Origin of the sequence: Sulfuricaulis limicola, from assembly GCF_002355735.1 — a bacterium.
Taxonomy (GTDB): Bacteria; Pseudomonadota; Gammaproteobacteria; order Acidiferrobacterales; family Sulfurifustaceae; genus Sulfuricaulis; species Sulfuricaulis limicola.
In genome coordinates this window covers 1536540-1553045 of record NZ_AP014879.1, presented here as the reverse complement: position 1 = coordinate 1553045, position 16506 = coordinate 1536540, and the positions used below count along the sequence as shown (strand labels likewise).

General features: G+C 61.0%; 17 protein-coding genes. 10 read left to right on the top strand and 7 right to left on the bottom strand.

The features are described 5' to 3' along the window. Positions 1-14: 14 nt before the first annotated feature. The 6 genes from SCL_RS07625 to ftsB all read left to right on the top strand — a co-directional run bounded on the left by SCL_RS07625 (position 15) and on the right by ftsB (position 6875). Positions 15-974 (top strand): acetyl-CoA carboxylase carboxyltransferase subunit alpha, encoded by a 960-nt coding sequence (locus SCL_RS07625; RefSeq protein WP_096360662.1) that lies wholly within the window; start codon positions 15-17, stop codon positions 972-974. A 37-nt stretch (positions 975-1011) separates the two neighbouring features. Further along, positions 1012-2361 (top strand): tRNA lysidine(34) synthetase TilS, encoded by a 1350-nt coding sequence (tilS, locus tag SCL_RS07620; protein ID WP_096360661.1) that lies wholly within the window; start codon positions 1012-1014, stop codon positions 2359-2361. A gap of 168 nt (positions 2362-2529) precedes the next feature. Then, entirely contained in the window at positions 2530-4185 is a 1656-nt protein-coding gene (locus tag SCL_RS07615) for a CTP synthase (RefSeq protein WP_096360660.1), read from the top strand. Then, complete coding sequence (gene kdsA / locus SCL_RS07610; RefSeq protein ID WP_096360659.1) at positions 4182-5015, top strand: 3-deoxy-8-phosphooctulonate synthase; 834 nt, start codon at positions 4182-4184, stop codon at positions 5013-5015. Before SCL_RS07615 ends, kdsA begins: the two co-directional genes overlap by 4 nt. 97 nt (positions 5016-5112) lie before the next feature. After that, positions 5113-6408, top strand: a complete 1296-nt coding sequence (gene eno, locus SCL_RS07605) for a phosphopyruvate hydratase (protein WP_096360658.1) — start codon at positions 5113-5115, stop codon at positions 6406-6408. 140 nt (positions 6409-6548) lie between these two features. Further along, a complete protein-coding gene (gene ftsB / locus SCL_RS07600; protein WP_096360657.1) occupies positions 6549-6875 on the top strand; it encodes a cell division protein FtsB in 327 nt (108 codons plus the stop codon). Positions 6876-6878: 3 nt separating this feature from the next. Here ftsB and SCL_RS07595 read toward each other — a convergent pair whose 3' ends face one another. The 5 genes from SCL_RS07595 to ygfZ all read right to left on the bottom strand — a co-directional run bounded on the left by SCL_RS07595 (position 6879) and on the right by ygfZ (position 11021). Continuing rightward, on the bottom strand, positions 6879-7508 hold the full coding sequence (locus SCL_RS07595; protein WP_096360656.1) for a hypothetical protein: 630 nt from the start codon (positions 7506-7508) through the stop codon (positions 6879-6881). Continuing rightward, on the bottom strand, positions 7501-7968 hold the full coding sequence (locus SCL_RS07590) for a universal stress protein (protein WP_096360655.1): 468 nt from the start codon (positions 7966-7968) through the stop codon (positions 7501-7503). Before SCL_RS07590 ends, SCL_RS07595 begins: the two co-directional genes overlap by 8 nt. 77 nt (positions 7969-8045) lie before the next feature. Then, positions 8046-8168, bottom strand: coding sequence for a hypothetical protein (locus tag SCL_RS14535; RefSeq protein WP_269458329.1), 123 nt, complete (start codon positions 8166-8168; stop codon positions 8046-8048). Positions 8169-8192: 24 nt separating this feature from the next. Further along, positions 8193-9800 carry a putative sulfate exporter family transporter gene (locus tag SCL_RS07585; protein ID WP_096360654.1) on the bottom strand — a complete coding sequence of 536 codons (1608 nt, stop codon included), beginning with the start codon at positions 9798-9800 and terminating at the stop codon, positions 8193-8195. Positions 9801-9965: 165 nt separating this feature from the next. After that, positions 9966-11021: a CAF17-like 4Fe-4S cluster assembly/insertion protein YgfZ gene (gene ygfZ, locus SCL_RS07580; protein WP_172425968.1), complete on the bottom strand. Its 1056-nt coding sequence runs from the start codon at positions 11019-11021 to the stop codon at positions 9966-9968. On the opposite strand from ygfZ, the gene sdhC reads away from it, so the two are divergent. From sdhC to SCL_RS14045, 4 genes are read left to right on the top strand one after another with little or no spacing between them, the layout of a single operon-like run. Then, entirely contained in the window at positions 10996-11592 is a 597-nt protein-coding gene (gene sdhC, locus SCL_RS07575) for a succinate dehydrogenase, cytochrome b556 subunit (protein WP_096361898.1), read from the top strand. The genes ygfZ and sdhC overlap by 26 nt on opposite strands. Beyond that, a complete protein-coding gene (gene sdhD / locus SCL_RS07570; protein WP_172425967.1) occupies positions 11580-11927 on the top strand; it encodes a succinate dehydrogenase, hydrophobic membrane anchor protein in 348 nt (115 codons plus the stop codon). Before sdhC ends, sdhD begins: the two co-directional genes overlap by 13 nt. Next, a complete protein-coding gene (sdhA, locus tag SCL_RS07565) occupies positions 11927-13690 on the top strand; it encodes a succinate dehydrogenase flavoprotein subunit (protein WP_096361897.1) in 1764 nt (587 codons plus the stop codon). The genes sdhD and sdhA overlap by 1 nt, the downstream gene beginning before the upstream one ends. Before the next feature lie 18 nt (positions 13691-13708). After that, on the top strand, positions 13709-14146 hold the full coding sequence (locus SCL_RS14045) for a hypothetical protein (RefSeq protein WP_148665031.1): 438 nt from the start codon (positions 13709-13711) through the stop codon (positions 14144-14146). A 54-nt stretch (positions 14147-14200) separates the two neighbouring features. Here the strand turns inward: SCL_RS14045 and SCL_RS07560 are convergent, their stop codons facing one another. Both SCL_RS07560 and SCL_RS07555 read right to left on the bottom strand, forming a co-directional pair. After that, positions 14201-14863: a vWA domain-containing protein gene (locus SCL_RS07560; protein ID WP_096360651.1), complete on the bottom strand. Its 663-nt coding sequence runs from the start codon at positions 14861-14863 to the stop codon at positions 14201-14203. After that, positions 14860-16329 (bottom strand): hypothetical protein, encoded by a 1470-nt coding sequence (locus SCL_RS07555; RefSeq protein ID WP_096360650.1) that lies wholly within the window; start codon positions 16327-16329, stop codon positions 14860-14862. Before SCL_RS07555 ends, SCL_RS07560 begins: the two co-directional genes overlap by 4 nt. Between the last annotated feature and the right edge of the window lie 177 nt (positions 16330-16506).

The window sequence follows — 16506 nt, the reverse complement described above, 5'->3', positions numbered from 1 at the left end:
CGCGTACACGGCACATGAATCAGAATTATCTCGAATTCGAACAGTCCATCGCCGATCTGGAGGCCAAGATCGAAGCGCTGCGTTACGCCGACAAGGGCGGGGCGATCAATATCAACGAGGAGATCAACAAGCTCAGCGCCAAAAGCCGCAAGCTGACTGAATCCATTTTTCACGCGCTGACGCCGTGGCAGATCTCGCAGCTGGCGCGCCATCCCCTGCGTCCCTATACGCTGGATTATCTGGCGCTTGCTTTCACCGACTTCGAGGAACTGCACGGCGATCGTGCCTTCTCCGACGACCCGGCGATCGTCGGCGGTCTGGCGCGGCTCGATGGACGCCCGGTGGTGGTCATCGGACACCAGAAAGGGCGCGACACGCGCGAGAAGGTGCGGCGCAATTTCGGCATGCCGCGCCCGGAAGGTTACCGCAAGGCGCTGCGCCTGATGCGCCTGGCCGAGCGTTTTCATCTCCCGCTGATCACGCTGATCGACACCCCCGGCGCCTATCCCGGCGTGGGCGCGGAAGAACGCGGCCAGAGCGAGGCCATCGCGCGCAATCTCTATGAAATGGCGCGGCTGCACACGCCCATCGTGAGCGTCGTCATCGGCGAGGGCGGTTCCGGTGGCGCCCTGGCCATCGGCGTGTGCGACCGGCTGATGATGTTGCAGTATTCGACCTATTCCGTGATTTCGCCCGAAGGCTGCGCTTCCATCCTGTGGCGTTCCGCCGACAAGGCAGCAGAAGCGGCGCAGGCCATGGGAATTACCGCCGACAGCCTGAGTCGCCAGGGCCTGGTGGATGAGATCGTGGCGGAACCCCTGGGCGGCGCGCATCGCGACATGGAAGCGATGGCCAAGATCCTCAAATCGTCCCTCATCGCCGCGCTGGATAACCTGAATTCAGTGCCGCTCGAGCGCCTGCTGGAGCGGCGCTACGATCGTTTGATGCACTACGGCGAATTTGAAGAGCATTGATGACGTGCAGGGAGGCACTCATGTCGCGGGAGACAGGATGTCGGGAACGACGCCCGTCTTTTCGCCCGCGGCACTGGCGGACGTCCTGCGCCGCCTCGGTCTGTCCTCCGCCACACCCCTGACGGTCGCCTTCAGCGGCGGTCTTGATTCCTGCGTTCTTCTGCATGCGCTTGCCGGTCTGCGTGAATCGCTGGCGTTGACGTTGCGCGCGGTGCATGTTGACCACGGCCTGCACCCGCATTCGGCGGATTGGTCCAGACAGGTACAACAGACCTGCGCGCGCCTGAATATTCCCTGCACGGTGGAATGTGTCCAGGTGACGCAGATCCGCGGACATGGGCTGGAGGACGCGGCGCGGCGCGCGCGCTATGCCGCTCTCGCGCGGCATGTCGGGCCGGGCGAGGTTCTGCTCACGGCGCATCAGGCGGACGATCAGGCCGAGACTGTCTTGTTGCAGCTGTTGCGCGGGACCGGGGTGCACGGCCTGGCGGCCATGCCGGCCGTGGTGCCGTTTCACCGGGGCCGGCTGGCGCGGCCCTTGCTGGATTTTACCCGGGAGCAGTTGGCGGCCTGGGCCGCGCGCGAAGGCCTGGAATGGATCGAAGACAGCAGCAATCAGGACCTGCGGTTCGCGCGCAATTTCCTGCGTCACCGGGTGTTCCCCCTGCTGGAAGCGCATTGGCCCGAGGCCTCGCGCCGGATCGCGCGTTCGGCGGGCATGGCGGCGGAGGCCGTGGAACTGCTGGACGAACTGGCTGAATCGGACTGGAATCTCTGTCGCGGCACGGAGGAGGGGAGGCTGTCGGTCGGCGCCCTGCGCGGGCTGTCCCCGCCGCGGAGCCGCAATCTCGTGCGTTACTGGCTGCGCCGGCAGGGCTTTCAGGCGCCCACGGCCATGCATCTGGATCAGGTGCTGGCACAGGTCGCGCGCGACCCTGCCTCGAAACAGGCCGTGATCCGCTGGCCGGGAGCCGAGGTGTGCCGCTATCGCGATGAACTCACGGCGCGCAAACCGCGTCGCGAGCCGGATTCCACTTTACGGCTTCATTGGAACCCGGCGGACACGCTGGAAATTCCCGGCGTCGGGCGGCTGCGAGCGGAACCCGCGCGTGGCGACGGTTTATCGCAGGAGCGTATCGAGCGCGCGCCACTCGTCGTCGGGCTGCGCCAGGGCGGAGAGATTTGCCGTCTGCCCGGTCGCGCGCATCATCACAAGCTCAAGAAGCTGCTGCAGGAGGCCGGCATCCCGCCGTGGGAGCGCCGGCGCCTGCCGCTGGTGTACGTTGATGGCGAGTTGGCCGCCATCGGCGATCGCTGGGTTTGCGAGCCGTATGTCGCGCACGGTGATGAGCCGGGGTGGAAATTGCGATTGGAGTTGATTTCTTGATTTGTCACCCCGGCGAAAGCCGGGGTCCAGGTCGTAAATGGTTCGCGCGCCTTGCGCGCGACTCAAAAAAACATCACAAAACCAGAAATCGGTTGTGAAAACCCCTCTCATCTGGTAACTTGTGTTTCCGTTCTGCGGCGTTATTCAACTCCTGCTAAACGGGCCGAAATGACCAAATTTGTCTTTGTGACCGGCGGTGTCGTGTCCTCTCTGGGCAAAGGCATCGCCTCCGCTTCGCTGGGCGCTATCCTCGAAGCCCGCGGCCTCAAGGTTACCCTTCTCAAGCTTGATCCCTATATTAATGTCGATCCGGGCACCATGAGCCCGTTTCAGCACGGTGAGGTATTTGTCACCCAGGATGGCGCCGAAACCGACCTGGATCTTGGGCATTACGAGCGCTTTGTGCGCACCACCATGACCAAGCGCAACAATTTCACCACCGGCAAAATCTACGAAAATGTCATCCGCAAGGAACGCCGGGGCGATTATCTGGGTGCCACGGTGCAGGTGATTCCGCATATCACGGACGAGATCAAGCGCTGCATCCAGCAGGGCGCCGGCGACGCCGACGTAGCCCTGGTCGAGATCGGCGGTACCGTGGGCGACATCGAATCGCAGCCGTTCGTCGAGGCGATACGCCAGATGGGGGTGGAGCACGGGCACAGTAACGTCGTGTATCTGCATTTGACGCTGGTGCCGTACATCGCGGCGGCCGGTGAGCTCAAAACCAAGCCCACCCAGCATTCGGTCAAGGAACTGCTGTCGCTCGGTATTCAGCCGGATATCCTGCTGTGCCGCGCGGAACGCCCGCTGCCGGAGGATGAGCGTCGCAAGATAGCCTTGTTCACCAACGTGCCCACGCGCGCGGTTATCACGGCGCTCGACGTGGACAACATTTACAAGATTCCGCGGCTGCTGCACGAGCAGGGGCTGGACGAGATCGTCGTGGAAAAACTTCACCTCAACGCGCGCCGCGCCAACCTGGCGGAATGGGACAAGGTGGTCCACGCCATGGGGAACCCGACCGGCGAAATCACCGTGGCCATGGTCGGCAAGTACATGCACCTCACGGAATCCTACAAATCATTGTCGGAGGCACTGAAGCACGCCGGCCTGCACACGCTGACACGCGTCAATATCCGCTACGTCGATTCCGAGCAGATCGATGCGCAGGGCACGGCCCAGCTGGAAGACGTTGACGCGATCCTGGTGCCGGGTGGTTTCGGCGAGCGCGGCATCGAAGGCAAGATCAAGACCGTCAATTTCGCGCGCATCAAGGGCATCCCCTATCTGGGCATCTGTCTCGGCATGCAGGTGGCCGCGATCGAATTCGCGCGCAATGTCGCCGGTCTCAAGGGCGCGCACAGCACCGAATTCAACCCCAAGTCGCCGCACCCCGTGATCGCCATGATCACGGAATGGACGACGTCGGAGGGCGGCAAGGAGAAGCGTCGCGAAGGCGATGACCTGGGCGGCACCATGCGCCTGGGCGGCCAGGAATGCCGGCTGATGCCCGGAACCCATGTGCGCGGCCTGTATGGCAAGGACTCCGTGATCGAGCGGCATCGTCACCGTTACGAATTCAACAATCACTACCGCGATGTCTTGCAGGAGAAGGGGTTGGTGATCGCCGGCACTTCCATGGATAATATGCTGGTGGAAATTATCGAGCTCAAGGATCATCCCTGGTTTGTCGGCGTGCAGTTTCACCCTGAATTCACCTCGACGCCCCGTGACGGTCATCCGCTGTTCATCGGGTATGTTCAGGCCGCGCGCGCACGCCATGCCCAGGACGTGCCGCGCACGCAGGCCGCCGCCACATGAAGCTCTGCGGTTTCGAGGCCGGGCTGGACCGGCCGTTCTTCCTCATTGCCGGGCCCTGCGTGATCGAGTCCGAGCAGTTGGCGCTCGATACCGCCGGCCGCCTCAAGGAAATTGCTGCCAGCCTGGGCATTCCGTTCATCTACAAGTCTTCCTACGACAAGGCCAATCGCAGTTCGTCGAAATCCTATCGTGGTCTGGGCATGGAACAGGGGCTGGCGATTCTGGCAAAGGTCCGAAAACAGCTCGGTGTGCCGGTGCTGACGGACGTGCACGAGAAGGAAGACGTCGCCGCCGTGGCCGCCGCCGTGGATGTGTTGCAGACGCCGGCGTTCCTGTGCCGGCAGACCGATTTCATCCAGGCGGTCGTGGCCGCCGGCAAGCCGGTCAATATCAAGAAGGGCCAGTTCCTGGCGCCGCATGACATGAAAAACGTGGTCGACAAGGCCGTCGAGGCCGGCGGCCGGGAACGCATCCTGGTGTGCGAGCGCGGAGTTTCCTTCGGCTACAATAACCTGGTTTCGGACATGCGCTCGCTCGCGATCATGCGCGAGACTGGTTGCCCGGTGGTGTTCGATGCCACGCACTCGGTGCAACTGCCCGGCGGGCAGGGGACGAAGAGCGGCGGTCAGCGTGAATTCGTCCCGGTGCTGGCGCGCGCGGCGGTGGCCACGGGCGTTGCCGGCCTGTTCATGGAAACCCATCCGGACCCGGACAAGGCGCTGTCCGACGGCCCGAACGCCTGGCCGCTGGGACGCATGAAGGAATTGCTCGAAACGCTGAAAGAACTCGATGCCACGGTCAAGCGCCGTGGCTTCGCCGAATCGGCATAGATGTCGAAGTAGAATGCTGTTTTGTAACCGCAGGTAAGCGCGGCTGAAGAATAGACCGCGCTGGTTTTAATCATCTCTTTTCGGAAGAAAAATAATCATGTCTGTAATCTCTGATATCCGGGCGCGCGAGATACTCGACTCGCGCGGAAATCCCACTATTGAAGCCGATGTTGTCCTGAAATCCGGCGCGGTCGGTCGTGCCGCCGTGCCCTCCGGCGCCTCCACCGGCACGCGCGAGGCCATCGAGCTGCGCGACGGTGACAACAAACGCTATGGCGGCAAGGGCGTGAAAAACGCCTGTGCCCATGTGAATGGGGAGATACGCAAGGCCCTGTTGGGCAAGGAGGCGCAGGATCAGGCCGGTGTGGACCGCGCCATGATCGAGCTCGACGGCACCGAGAACAAATCCCGCCTCGGCGCCAATGCGCTGCTCGCGGTATCGATGGCCTGCGCGCGCGCCGCGGCGTCCGACGCCAAACAGCCGCTGTATCACTACCTCAACGGCCTGGCGGGCAAGGTGCCGATGCAGATGCCGGTGCCGATGATGAACATCATCAACGGCGGCGCGCATGCCGATAACAACATCGATTTCCAGGAATTCATGATCCTGCCGGTGGGCGCGGTGACATTTGCCGAAGCGTTGCGCTGCGGCGCCGAGGTGTTCCATGCGCTGAAAAAAGTGCTGCACGGCATGAAGCTCAACACCTCCGTGGGCGACGAGGGCGGGTTTGCGCCCAATCTCCAATCCAACGAGGCGGCGTTGCAGGTTATTCTGCAAGGCGTCGAGAAGGCCGGCTATAAACCGGGTGCCGACGTGTGTCTCGGCATCGACGTCGCCAGTTCCGAATTCAACAAAAACGGAAAATACGAACTCGAGTCGGAGCATGCCAGCCTGACGGCGGAACAGTTCATCGACAAAATGGCGGACTGGGTCTCCCGGTATCCGATCATCACCATCGAGGACGGATGCGGCGAGGGTGACTGGGCCGGATGGGAGTTGATGACGAAAAAGCTCGGTAAAAAGATTCAGATCGTGGGTGACGATATTTTCGTGACCAACACGAAAATACTCGAGCGCGGTATCAAGCAGGGCGTGGCGAACTCGATTCTCATCAAGGTCAACCAGATCGGCACCCTGAGCGAGACCCTGGCGGCGATCGCGATGGCACGCGAGGCCGGCTATACCTCGGTGATTTCGCACCGCTCGGGTGAAACCGAGGACAGTTTCATCGCCGACCTCGCGGTGGCGACCGGCACCGGCCAGATCAAGACCGGTTCCCTGTCGCGTTCGGACCGGGTGGCCAAGTACAACCAGCTGTTGCGGATCGAGGAAGCGATGGGTTCCGCGGCCGTGTATCCCGGTCGCCGGGCATTTCCGATGCTGGTTGCCTGAGATGTAGAAATGTAGGTTGGGGTGAGCGTAGCGAACCCCAACGTAGCGGCGCCGATGTTGGGTTTCGGCGCAAGCGCCTCAACCCAACCTACATGTATTATTGCCGGTTACATATTTCTGATACACGGCGATGGACTAAAATGAAGCCTGTGAAAATCGCCGCTTATGTCCTGATCGTCATCCTCGTCCTGCTGCAATATCCGCTGTGGTTGGGGAATGGCGGCGTTTTTGCCGTGTGGCGCCTGCATCGCGAAATTGCCGCGCAGCAGAAGGAAAACGATCAACTGAAGGAGCGCAACCGGACGCTCGAGGCTCAGGTCAACGACCTGAAGCAGGGGCTCGAGGTGATCGAGGGGCGGGCGCGCTCCGAGCTGGGCATGGTCAAGAAGGGCGAGGCTTTCTACCAGGTCATCGATCCCAAATCGGCGGCCCAGCCGCCGGAAAAAACGCCGCCCGTGAAGAAGTAACGATCAATTCCCCTGTTCGACGAGCCAGATCAGCAGCACGAACAGGAAAAAGAAAAACTCCGCCACGGAAATCAGGTAAATAAACCACACGATCCGGCGCGTGGAGGGCTTCATCGGCATCCACACCCGGCGGATATACCAGCGCCAGCCCGGCAGCCATGACCAGCGCTTGCGTCGCAGGAAATACAGTCGCAGCGATTCGGCCCAGGCCTTGAGACTCCTGTCCACTTCCGCTTTGCGTTCCTCGCGTTCCGTTACCGGCAACAGATCATAATCGTCGGTAACGGTCATGCGACTGCCTTGCAGCGTCGGCTCGATGGTGAACACGGTACATTTCTTGATCCCGCCGTTGTAATTGACGGTGATGCCGTGCCCGGAATTTATTTCGATTCTCAGGTCCAGTATTTGACGCGTCTGATTGCTCTGATTTTCAAACTCGGCATGAAACGTGTCTGAACCGGTTTGGCGCCAGACATCGAAGTAGTAATAGGGATTGAGACGAAACAGGACTTCGATATCGCGACAGTGCCGATGCAGCTCATCCGGCGGGAAAGGCGCAGGGAGGCTGACCCAGGCGGCATCGGCGGAATTCACCGGGGATGCCGATGCCGGTTCCTGGCCGTTTTCAGTCATGCGGGTAGGGCGCGATCACCACGGGCACGCGCAGCGACCGGAACAGCTTTTCATCCAGCATGCGCGAGCGCAGGCCCGTTTGGCCTTTCGGTCGCGGCGAACCCAGCACGATGAGATCCGTCGGACCTCTGGCGGCGCGCCGGATCAGGCATTCCGTTGGTTTTCCCTGCACCATCTCGTAGCGATAACGGATGCGGCGTTTCTTGATCTCGCTCAACATGCGTTTCAGGTGCGTGCGGACTTCCTCCTCCAGTTGCGATTCGACATAGCGCCCGAAGGTGTCGCGCGTCGAGGCGTTGTTGAGCCAGTCATCGCCCTGCATGCCTTTCCACAAATCCGGCACCACGATGAGGTGATGCAGGGTGGTGCCGGGACCGCAGAAGGAATAGGCCAGTTTTTCCGCCGCCCGCGCGCCTTCGGTATTGTGGCTGGCGAGCAGGATATGTTTCGGTTTGGCCATGGTTATGTCTCCGTATTTCAAAAAAAACCCCGGTGGCGGTTAGACCGGCCACCGGGGCGGTTCTTTTCAGCGTCTAATCAGCTGACAAAATTGTACACCAGGAACGCGATGATCAATGACAGCACCAGGGCGCCGATGTCCTCGATGCGGTCGTTGCGGAATATCGTCAGCGCCGTACCACGATCAAATTTCTCTTTCATGATTGCACCTCGCGGAAAGTTGCGTTAAACGATTTCTTTCACGAACAGCCAGACCACGATCAGCGATCCGACCGCCTTGACCGTGCCGACCACCGATCCGATGATCAACGGCTGCCCGCCGGCCTGCTTGATCGAGGTCATGGTGATCTGCATGCCCAGGCCGACCAGGCCGAAGGTGAAGAACCAGGCGATGATGTCCCGGAACTTCGAGATGCGCGGCGCAGGTTTATACACCGCGCTGTGCATGCTCTTCAGGACCTTGTTGGCCTTCACCGACAGCACATGCGAGTTCATGATCGAAGCCAGTTGCCGATCATGCTCGAACGAGGTGGCCTTCTTGTTTTCGAGCAGGCTGGCCAGCGCCCCTTTCTGTGTCTCGTCCGTCAGTTTGCCGGCTTCCGATTTGAGCAGCTCGGCATCCTTGTCGGCCAGCATCTTGCTTTCCTTGACGGTGCCGTCCGGATTTTTCTTCACCAGATGCTTCTCGCTGTTGTCGAAGTACTTGCCGGGCAGCTCCGAACCGGGCGCGAACATGCCGGTGGATCCGAGCACGAACATCACGATGAAGCCGAGCACGAACAGCGGGAACTTGCTGAAGATCACGCTGCCATGACTGACCTTCTGGGCGCCGGATTCGCGCTCCACATACCACACCGCCAGCCACAGCACGATAATCGGCAGGAACAGGATGCGCGTGATGTTGAAGATCTCCGCCACCTTGAGGGTGTCGATGCCGCCCGGTTCGAAGGCCAGCGCCGCGCCCGCCACCTGCGCCGAGTTGAGAATGCCGGTGCCAGCCCAGGCGCCGAACTGCGTCGGGTTCATGCCCATCTGTTTGCCCACGATCGGGAAGATGAACATCATCAGCACGCCCCACAGCAGGATGGTGCCGATGGTGTAGGCGATTTCCGTGGACTTGGCGTTGACCACCGGCGCCGCCGCCACCGAGGCCGAGACGCCGCACACGCCCATGCCGGCTGACAGCACGCCGCCCATGGAGTTGGGGATGTTGCGCCGCGCGCCCATCCACAGCACCATGCCGACCGATCCCAGCACGAATATGGCAATCATGACGACGGACAGGCCGGCCAGATTGGCCAGTTCCTGCCAGCTGTAGAGCACGCCCAGCAGCACCACGCCGGTTTTCAGGCCGAGGCGCGAGAGGCGCACGCCGTTTTCCGCCCACCCCGGAATGCTGAACACGTTGACCGCGATGATGCCGGCGAGGATGCCCATGACCACGTAGTTCAGGTTCATGACGCTATGGATGTCAAAACCGAGGGTGGGTTTGAGCGCCTTGCCCCACACGCCCATCAGCGGATCGAGACCCCACTTCACGACGAAGGCGATGATCAGGATGAACATCACGCCACCGATAGTGGAGAGGTAGTAATCGAGATTGCCTTGCTTTGGTTTCACCGCGAATTGCCACAGTCCCACCACGATGGCAATGATGCCGCAGACAAAGGGAAGGATGATCATTTCACCCGGTGACTCGGGCTTGCCGACATACTTGGAAATATTGAGGAACTCGATCATCGGATTCAGGACGCCGGCTTGCACCAGATAACCGAAGGCGACCATGATGATCCCGAGGATCAGAGTCCAGACTGTTTTATGGGTGTATATCATATTGCTTGTCTCCTGACTGGTTGTGAGGCAACCACGTTGTGCAACTTCCCGACTTTATAAGAATTTACTTATATAGCAGCAATAGACGCGAACGATTCAAGCATAAGCCTCAATGCGGAACAAGCAAGGTTTGAAGCTCGCTTGGTGACGGACAGAAAGGAATGTTTATTCCGCGCGGGTGGCGGGAGTGACGGAATACGGCAAGGTTTGCAGTGAGAGTTTCGGTCCGGTTTCGCTCCCGAGATGGAGTTCGCCGGTTTCGGCGCTGCTGATCTGGATCACGGCCAGCAGATCAAAACCGTTGTCCGGCGCGGGTTGCGCGGCGACCACCGTGCCCGCCGACTGGCCGGGAAAGTCGGGCGCGAAAATGGAATCGCCCGGGCGGGGCAGGGCGTCGCCTTCGAAGCGCGCGCGGTACATGCGCTGCTTGAGTTTGCCGAGGTACTGCATGCGCGCCACGATTTCCTGGCCGGGGTAGCAGCCCTTTTTGAAATTCACGCCGCCGACGATTTCGAGATTCGCCATTTGCGGCACGAAGGCCTCGCTGGTTTCCGGATGCACCACGGGAATGCCGGCCATGATGTCGAGCCAGTTCCGTGCCGCAGGACCGGCGGATGTGGTTTTGGACTTGAGGGCTGTCCACAGCTTTATGGCGTTGTCCGTCGGCGCGATAACTTCGAAACGCGGGTGCGGGCCGGCGAGCTTTGTCACCGTTATTGCATCGCGCGTCTCGCAGCCGTTGATCTCGCCGGGTGCGAAGCCAACCGCGTCGCGCAACAATTTTTCCGCATCCGGCCCCGATATCCCGAAGCTGACCAGCTCGGCGTCTGCGTTTTCGAGTACAACCTTGGCGCGCAGCACGAACATTTTCAGGCGTTTGAGAGTCGTTTCCAGAAGCGAGGCGGGGAGTTGCAGCAGGGTATCGTCGCCGCGCCGGAACAGGCGGAAGATGACCAGCATCCGTCCCTTGGGGCTGCACCAGGCAGCCAGCTGGCTGTGCGTCGCATCCAGCCGGCGTATGTCATTGCTGAGCTGGCCGTTGAGAAAATTCTGCGTATCCGCGCCGCGTGCGCGGATCAGGGATACATCGGAGAGATCGGCCAGTACGTTGCCCTGTGCCGCCGCCCGGCGCTCTTCCGCGGGCTTGCCGAAGTGCTGCACGCGATCGCCGTCGAGGACTGCGCCCTGGCTTTGAATGAATGATTTCCACGTCTCGTTCACGGCTTGGCTTCCATCGATGGCTGACCGGGATGCGCATGATAGCGGAATCCCGCCCTGCGGGAAAAACGACTGGACGCCGGGAATCTCCGGTTTACACTATTGTTATCCCGGTATTCCCTTTCTCCGGGAAAGGGATAATTCAGGACCGGTCGGGGAGAGGAAGCGCGGTATCCAGAGCCTTGATATGGGAAAAAACAAGAAACGTCCCGTTTACCTGAATCTCCTTAAAATCCGCCTGCCGGTGGGTGGCATCCTGTCCATCCTGCACCGCGCCACGGGCGCGTTTCTGGTTCTGCTGTTGCCGTTCGCTATCTATTTATTGGATCGCTCGCTGCAAGACCCCGCGGCCTTTGCCAAAATTTCCACGCGCCTTATGAGTCTCGAAGGCCGGATTGCGCTCCTTATTATGGTATGGGCCTTTGCCCAGCACTTCATGTCCGGCATGCGTCACTTGTTGCTGGATATCGGCGTCGGCGATTCCAAGGCCACCGCGCGTCTCAACGCCTGGCTGGCCTTCGCCGCCACGGGATTTGTCGTGCTGCTGACGGGGATATGTTTATGGAACGCCTGAGAGCCACCGGCAGCGCTCATGCCGGCATGCTGGAATGGCTGTGGCAGCGCGTGACCTCGATCTACATCGCCGGCTTCGTGGTGTATGTCGTCGTGTACCTGAGCTTGGCGCCGATCCGTGACCACGCCAGCTGGCAGGCCTGGTTCGCCATCGGTTACGTGCGCTTGGCCTGGGCGATTTTCATCCTGAGCATCCTGGTGCACGCCTGGATCGGCATGCGCAGCATCTACCTCGATTATCTCCACCCGCTGTGGCTGCGCTTCAGCGTTTCGCTGTTCACGGGCCTCGGTCTGCTGGCGCTGGGCCTGTGGGCGGCGCGGATCCTGCTCGCATGATCAATATCGCGCGCCGGCGTTTCGACTGCCTGGTCATCGGCGCCGGGGGCGGCGGGCTGCGCGCGGCGCTGCAACTGGCGCAGGGCGAGGCCCATGTCGCGGTCGTGTCCAAGGTTTTCCCCACGCGCTCGCACACCGTTGCGGCGCAGGGCGGCATCAACGCCGCGCTCGGCAACGTCACGCCGGACAACTGGCACTGGCACATGTACGACACCGTCAAGGGCAGCGACTACCTCGGCGACCAGGACGCGATCGAATACATGTGCCGCGCGGCGGCGGAGTTGGTGATCGAGCTCGAGCATTACGGCGTGCCGTTCTCGCGCCTGGAAAACGGCCGCATCTACCAGCGCGCCTTCGGCGGCCAGAGCCTGAACTTCGGCGGCGAGCAGGCGCAGCGCACCTGTCCCGCCGCCGACCGCACCGGCCATGCCATGCTGCATGCGCTTTATCAACAGAATCTCAAGGCGCGCACGCATTTCTTCGATGAGTTCTTCGCCGTCGATCTGCTGATGGACCCAGAAGGATATGCGCTTGGTGCTTTGGTCATCGAAATTGAAACCGGCGAGCCACTGATCATCGAGGCCAAGACCACCCTCATCGCCACTGGCGGGGCGGCGCGCATCTATCGCACCACCACCAACGCGCTGATCAACACCGGCGACGGCATGGCCATGGCGCTGCGCGCCGGCATCCCGTTGCAGGACATGGAATTCGTGCAGTTCCATCCCACCGGCATCGCCGGCGTCGGCATACTCATCAGCGAGGCGACGCGCGGCGAAGGCGGATACCTGATCAACAGCGAAGGCGAACGCTTCATGGAGCGCTACGCGCCCAAGGCCAAGGACCTTGCCAGCCGCGACGTGGTGAGCCGCGCGATCTACGAAGAAGTGCATGCCGGGCGCGGCTGCGGTCCGAAAAAAGATTATGTCGAACTCAAGTTGCTGCATCTCGGCGAGGAGGTCATTTCCAAGCGCCTGCCGGGCATCCGCGAATCCGCCATCCGTTTCGTGCATGCCGACCCGGTGGTAAAACCCATCCCGGTGTATCCCACGGCGCACTACACCATGGGCGGCATTCCCACCAACCGTTTCGGCCAGGTCGTGGTGCCGGTGCACACCGGGCCGGAAGAGGAAGTACCGGGGCTATACGCCGTGGGCGAATGCGCCTGCGTGTCGGTGCACGGCGCCAACCGCCTCGGCGGCAATTCGTTGCTCGACATCATTGTGTTCGGCCGCGCCGCCGGCAATCACATCCTCGAATACCTCAAGGACCACCGCGGTCACCGCGGCCTGCCGGAAGAGGCGGTCGAGCGCGCCATGGCACGCCTCACGCGCTGGGACAAGCAGGGCAAGGGCGAATCGGTGGATCAGATAGGCGACGAACTGCGCCTGACCATGGAAGAACACTGCGGCGTGTTCCGCGAACAGAAAATCCTGGACGCCGGCATCTGGAAGGTCTCGGAACTGCAGCAGCGCCTGAAGCGCGCCACGCTGCGCGACCACAGCAAGGTGTTCAACACTGCCCGCATCGAGGCGCTGGAACTGGAGAATATGATGGACATCGCGCTGGCCACGGTCCATTCCGCCGCCGCGCGCCACGAATCCCGCGGCGCGCATTCCCGCACCGACCACCCCGAGCGCGACGACAAGAACTGGCTCAAGCACACGCTGTACAGCAAGGAGGGAAACAAGCTGGATTACAAGCCGGTGCGGTTGAAGCCGTTGAGTGTGGAGACGTTCCCGCCGAAGGAGCGGGTTTATTAACATTGGGTGCCAAAAACAATGAGAACCTTAATCGCACTTTTAGCTGTGTCTTTGTTCATTCCTGCGTGGGCTGATGATGCAGCGCATGAACAGTTGCTCCGCGCCAAGAGCCTGAAGTGCACGTTTGGTCCTGGCACTATTGCTGACTGGGAGAAAGGAAAACTAAAACTGGAGAGCGATAACTTCGGAAAATCTATCAACTATGATGCAATAGACATTAAGAACGGACGGGCACGCGTTATAGGGCCGTCAGGCGCCTCAGATCTAACCGTAACGGCCGGCGCTTATGGTTTGACGCTTACTGAAAGTTTTATCGGTGGTATTTCTGTTGCAACCGTGTTTTCCGATTTTAAGAAAGGCACAAGAGAGTTTGTGGCTGTTCTGTCGAGACATGTGGGCGTAATGGGTCCACCAATCCCGAGCCAATATCATGGTACATGTACGGTATTGCAATAGTTAAAGGGCCGGATTCAATTTATTCAAACAAAACTGATTGGCCATTCCTGGAAACTATCCCCGCCCCTTGAAGATGCGCTCCAAATGTTCCAGATCGTTCACCACCTTCCAGTCCGTGGCGCCGGCGTCGCGGGCGCGCTTTTCCCACCATTCCAGGCGCCCGAGGTAGCGGCGCGGGTCGACGTTGTCGGTGGTGAGCTTGGTGACGTTGAGCGCGATGATGCGGATGCCCTGCAGGTTGATGGGAAAATCCCGCACGGTTTTGTAGTCCAGCTCTTCCTGCATGTCGGAGAAAATCAGGATGGTTTTCTGCCCGGCGCCGGTTTCGTTGAGGAACTCCGAGGCCTGGATCATGCCGCCGGTGATGTCGGTGTAGGCGCTGCCTTTCTTGACATCGGCCTTGAAGCTGCCGACCTTGTCGGCGAAGGCGCGCTTCTGGTTGTTGACCTGCATCGGGTCCTTACCCAGAGTCACCTTGGCGATGATGTCCTTCTCGGTGAAGCTGCGGCTCTTCACCCGCGCCACCGCGAACGAGTCGCCGGGTTGCAGCGTGCCGAGCAGGTAGCTCACCACTCTTTGGGCCTTGTCGAGTTCCTGCGAATAAGTCCCCGAGGTGTCCACCAGCAGGTAAACCGCCTGCGCATGACTGCGCTGATCGGCGCAAGAGCTGGCGAGCAGACCGAGCGCCAACAACGGAACAATCCAGAGTCGCCTCATAACACATGCTCCCCATGTTTGGCCGAGAACGCGGCTGTGCCGCTGGAGACGGGTTTGGTCTGGCGCGTTCCGCGATTGTTCAGCACTGCGCGTTCGATAATGAGCGGAAGGAAAATGACGGCGTCGTAGAGATGCTCGAAGCCCTTGCCGACCTGGCGCGCCATGCTGGACAGGAAGCGCATGGTGAAACCGAGCCCGCGGATGCCCAGCACCAGCAGCGCGCCGAATACCGTGCGCCCGGAATGGATCAGGTATTCCAGCGGAATCGCCACGAAGGCGAGCGCGAACGGCAGGATGAATCCGAGGATCATCTGCGCCGCCTTGGGGATGTCGAGCGCCCAGGTGCTGGCCGCGGCCGTGACGGCGCCGCCGGCCAGTTCCTGCTTCAGGGCGATGTCGGCGGAAATGATCAGGTCACGCATCACCGCCAGCGCCACTTCGACGCCGGCCAGGATCAGCAGGATGCTGAACGAGATCCACACCAGCCAGCGGCGCATGCGATTGTTGATGCTGTTGAGCGGGAACAGGTGGGTGTAGCCCAGCGATTCCATCAGGAACAGGCCCATCAGCGTCTCGAAGAAGATGATCACCATCGCCGCGAGATAAGAAGCCTGGATGTCTCCGACGATGTATTCCGAACCGCCGACCATGGCCGCCATCGGGCGCTCGATGAGCCAGAAATTCACGAAGGCGCCGCCGGCGGCGATCATGATGGCGATGACGGAAATCACGAACAGGATGGTCGCCGAGGAGGTCAGGGTATGTTCGGCCTGATCGCTTTTGGCGTGGATCTGCCGGTATTTCTCCACCTGCTCGTCGATGCGCGCGGCGCTCTGCTGCATGCCGGTCAGGTTTTTGTCCACGCGCTTCAGGGTCTGGTCCACCGAGCGCCAGAACGGCATGAAGCTCTTGAGGATGTTGTGGCGCTGCTTGGCTGACTCGCGATACTCGGCGATGACCTTCTCGTAAATATCATTGATGGAGTCGCTGATGTCTTCCAGGATTTTCTCCACCAGCCCGTCGCTGGAGGGTTTGATCTTGGCGATGGCGGCCACGGCCTTGGCCCATTCCGGTGGGGGCGGCGGCACCTCGCCGCATTTCTGGAATTCTTCCTCGATGCGCGTGATCTCGTCCGTGAGCTTGCGCTGCAAGGCCGGGTAGCCGTGCAGGTCGCGCTCCACCAGCGCGGTGACGCGGTCGAATTCCTTGACGATGCTCTGGGAGATTTCCTCGCGGCCGCGGCTCAGCAGCACCATCTTGTTGCGCTCGCGCAGCACCTCGGCGGTCTTGAACAGCCAGCGCGAGGCCAGGCGCAGCGGATTGCTGATGCCGCGGAACAGGGCTTGCAGCAGACTGTGCATCGCCGGGCGTGCGCCGTACAGGATCGGGATGGCGATGACCAACAGGACCAGCAAGGACAGCAACAGATTGTCCGGCCACAGGATTAACGCGTTCAGGCTTTCCATGGTTTTCTCTCCCAACGTGGAACACGGAAGCGCCCCTGACTGGATCGCTTCCGTGCATTGATAAGTTATTATTGGCGTTATTGCGGACGCGGGCTGCTTCAGTCCGACCAGTGCGCCAAACATGGGGATTACTGGTCGCCATGGATGGCAAATCGGGGCCGGAATACCGTGTTTTTC

Excerpts from the sequence above, each read along its gene's own strand:
- tilS (WP_096360661.1), top strand. The coding sequence starts at position 1,012 with ATGTCGGGAACGACGCCCGTCTTTTCGCCCGCGGCACTGGCGGACGTC.
- SCL_RS07585 (WP_096360654.1), bottom strand. The coding sequence starts at position 9,800 with ATGATATACACCCATAAAACAGTCTGGACTCTGATCCTCGGGATCATC.
- SCL_RS07555 (WP_096360650.1), bottom strand. The coding sequence starts at position 16,329 with ATGGAAAGCCTGAACGCGTTAATCCTGTGGCCGGACAATCTGTTGCTG.
- SCL_RS14045 (WP_148665031.1), top strand. The coding sequence starts at position 13,709 with ATGAGAACCTTAATCGCACTTTTAGCTGTGTCTTTGTTCATTCCTGCG.
- sdhD (WP_172425967.1), top strand. The coding sequence starts at position 11,580 with ATGGAACGCCTGAGAGCCACCGGCAGCGCTCATGCCGGCATGCTGGAA.
- kdsA (WP_096360659.1), top strand. The coding sequence starts at position 4,182 with ATGAAGCTCTGCGGTTTCGAGGCCGGGCTGGACCGGCCGTTCTTCCTC.
- SCL_RS07625 (WP_096360662.1), top strand. The coding sequence starts at position 15 with ATGAATCAGAATTATCTCGAATTCGAACAGTCCATCGCCGATCTGGAG.
- SCL_RS07615 (WP_096360660.1), top strand. The coding sequence starts at position 2,530 with ATGACCAAATTTGTCTTTGTGACCGGCGGTGTCGTGTCCTCTCTGGGC.
- sdhC (WP_096361898.1), top strand. The coding sequence starts at position 10,996 with ATGAATGATTTCCACGTCTCGTTCACGGCTTGGCTTCCATCGATGGCT.
- SCL_RS14535 (WP_269458329.1), bottom strand. The coding sequence starts at position 8,168 with ATGAAAGAGAAATTTGATCGTGGTACGGCGCTGACGATATTCCGCAAC.
- SCL_RS07595 (WP_096360656.1), bottom strand. The coding sequence starts at position 7,508 with ATGACTGAAAACGGCCAGGAACCGGCATCGGCATCCCCGGTGAATTCC.
- SCL_RS07560 (WP_096360651.1), bottom strand. The coding sequence starts at position 14,863 with ATGAGGCGACTCTGGATTGTTCCGTTGTTGGCGCTCGGTCTGCTCGCC.
- ftsB (WP_096360657.1), top strand. The coding sequence starts at position 6,549 with ATGAAGCCTGTGAAAATCGCCGCTTATGTCCTGATCGTCATCCTCGTC.
- eno (WP_096360658.1), top strand. The coding sequence starts at position 5,113 with ATGTCTGTAATCTCTGATATCCGGGCGCGCGAGATACTCGACTCGCGC.
- SCL_RS07590 (WP_096360655.1), bottom strand. The coding sequence starts at position 7,968 with ATGGCCAAACCGAAACATATCCTGCTCGCCAGCCACAATACCGAAGGC.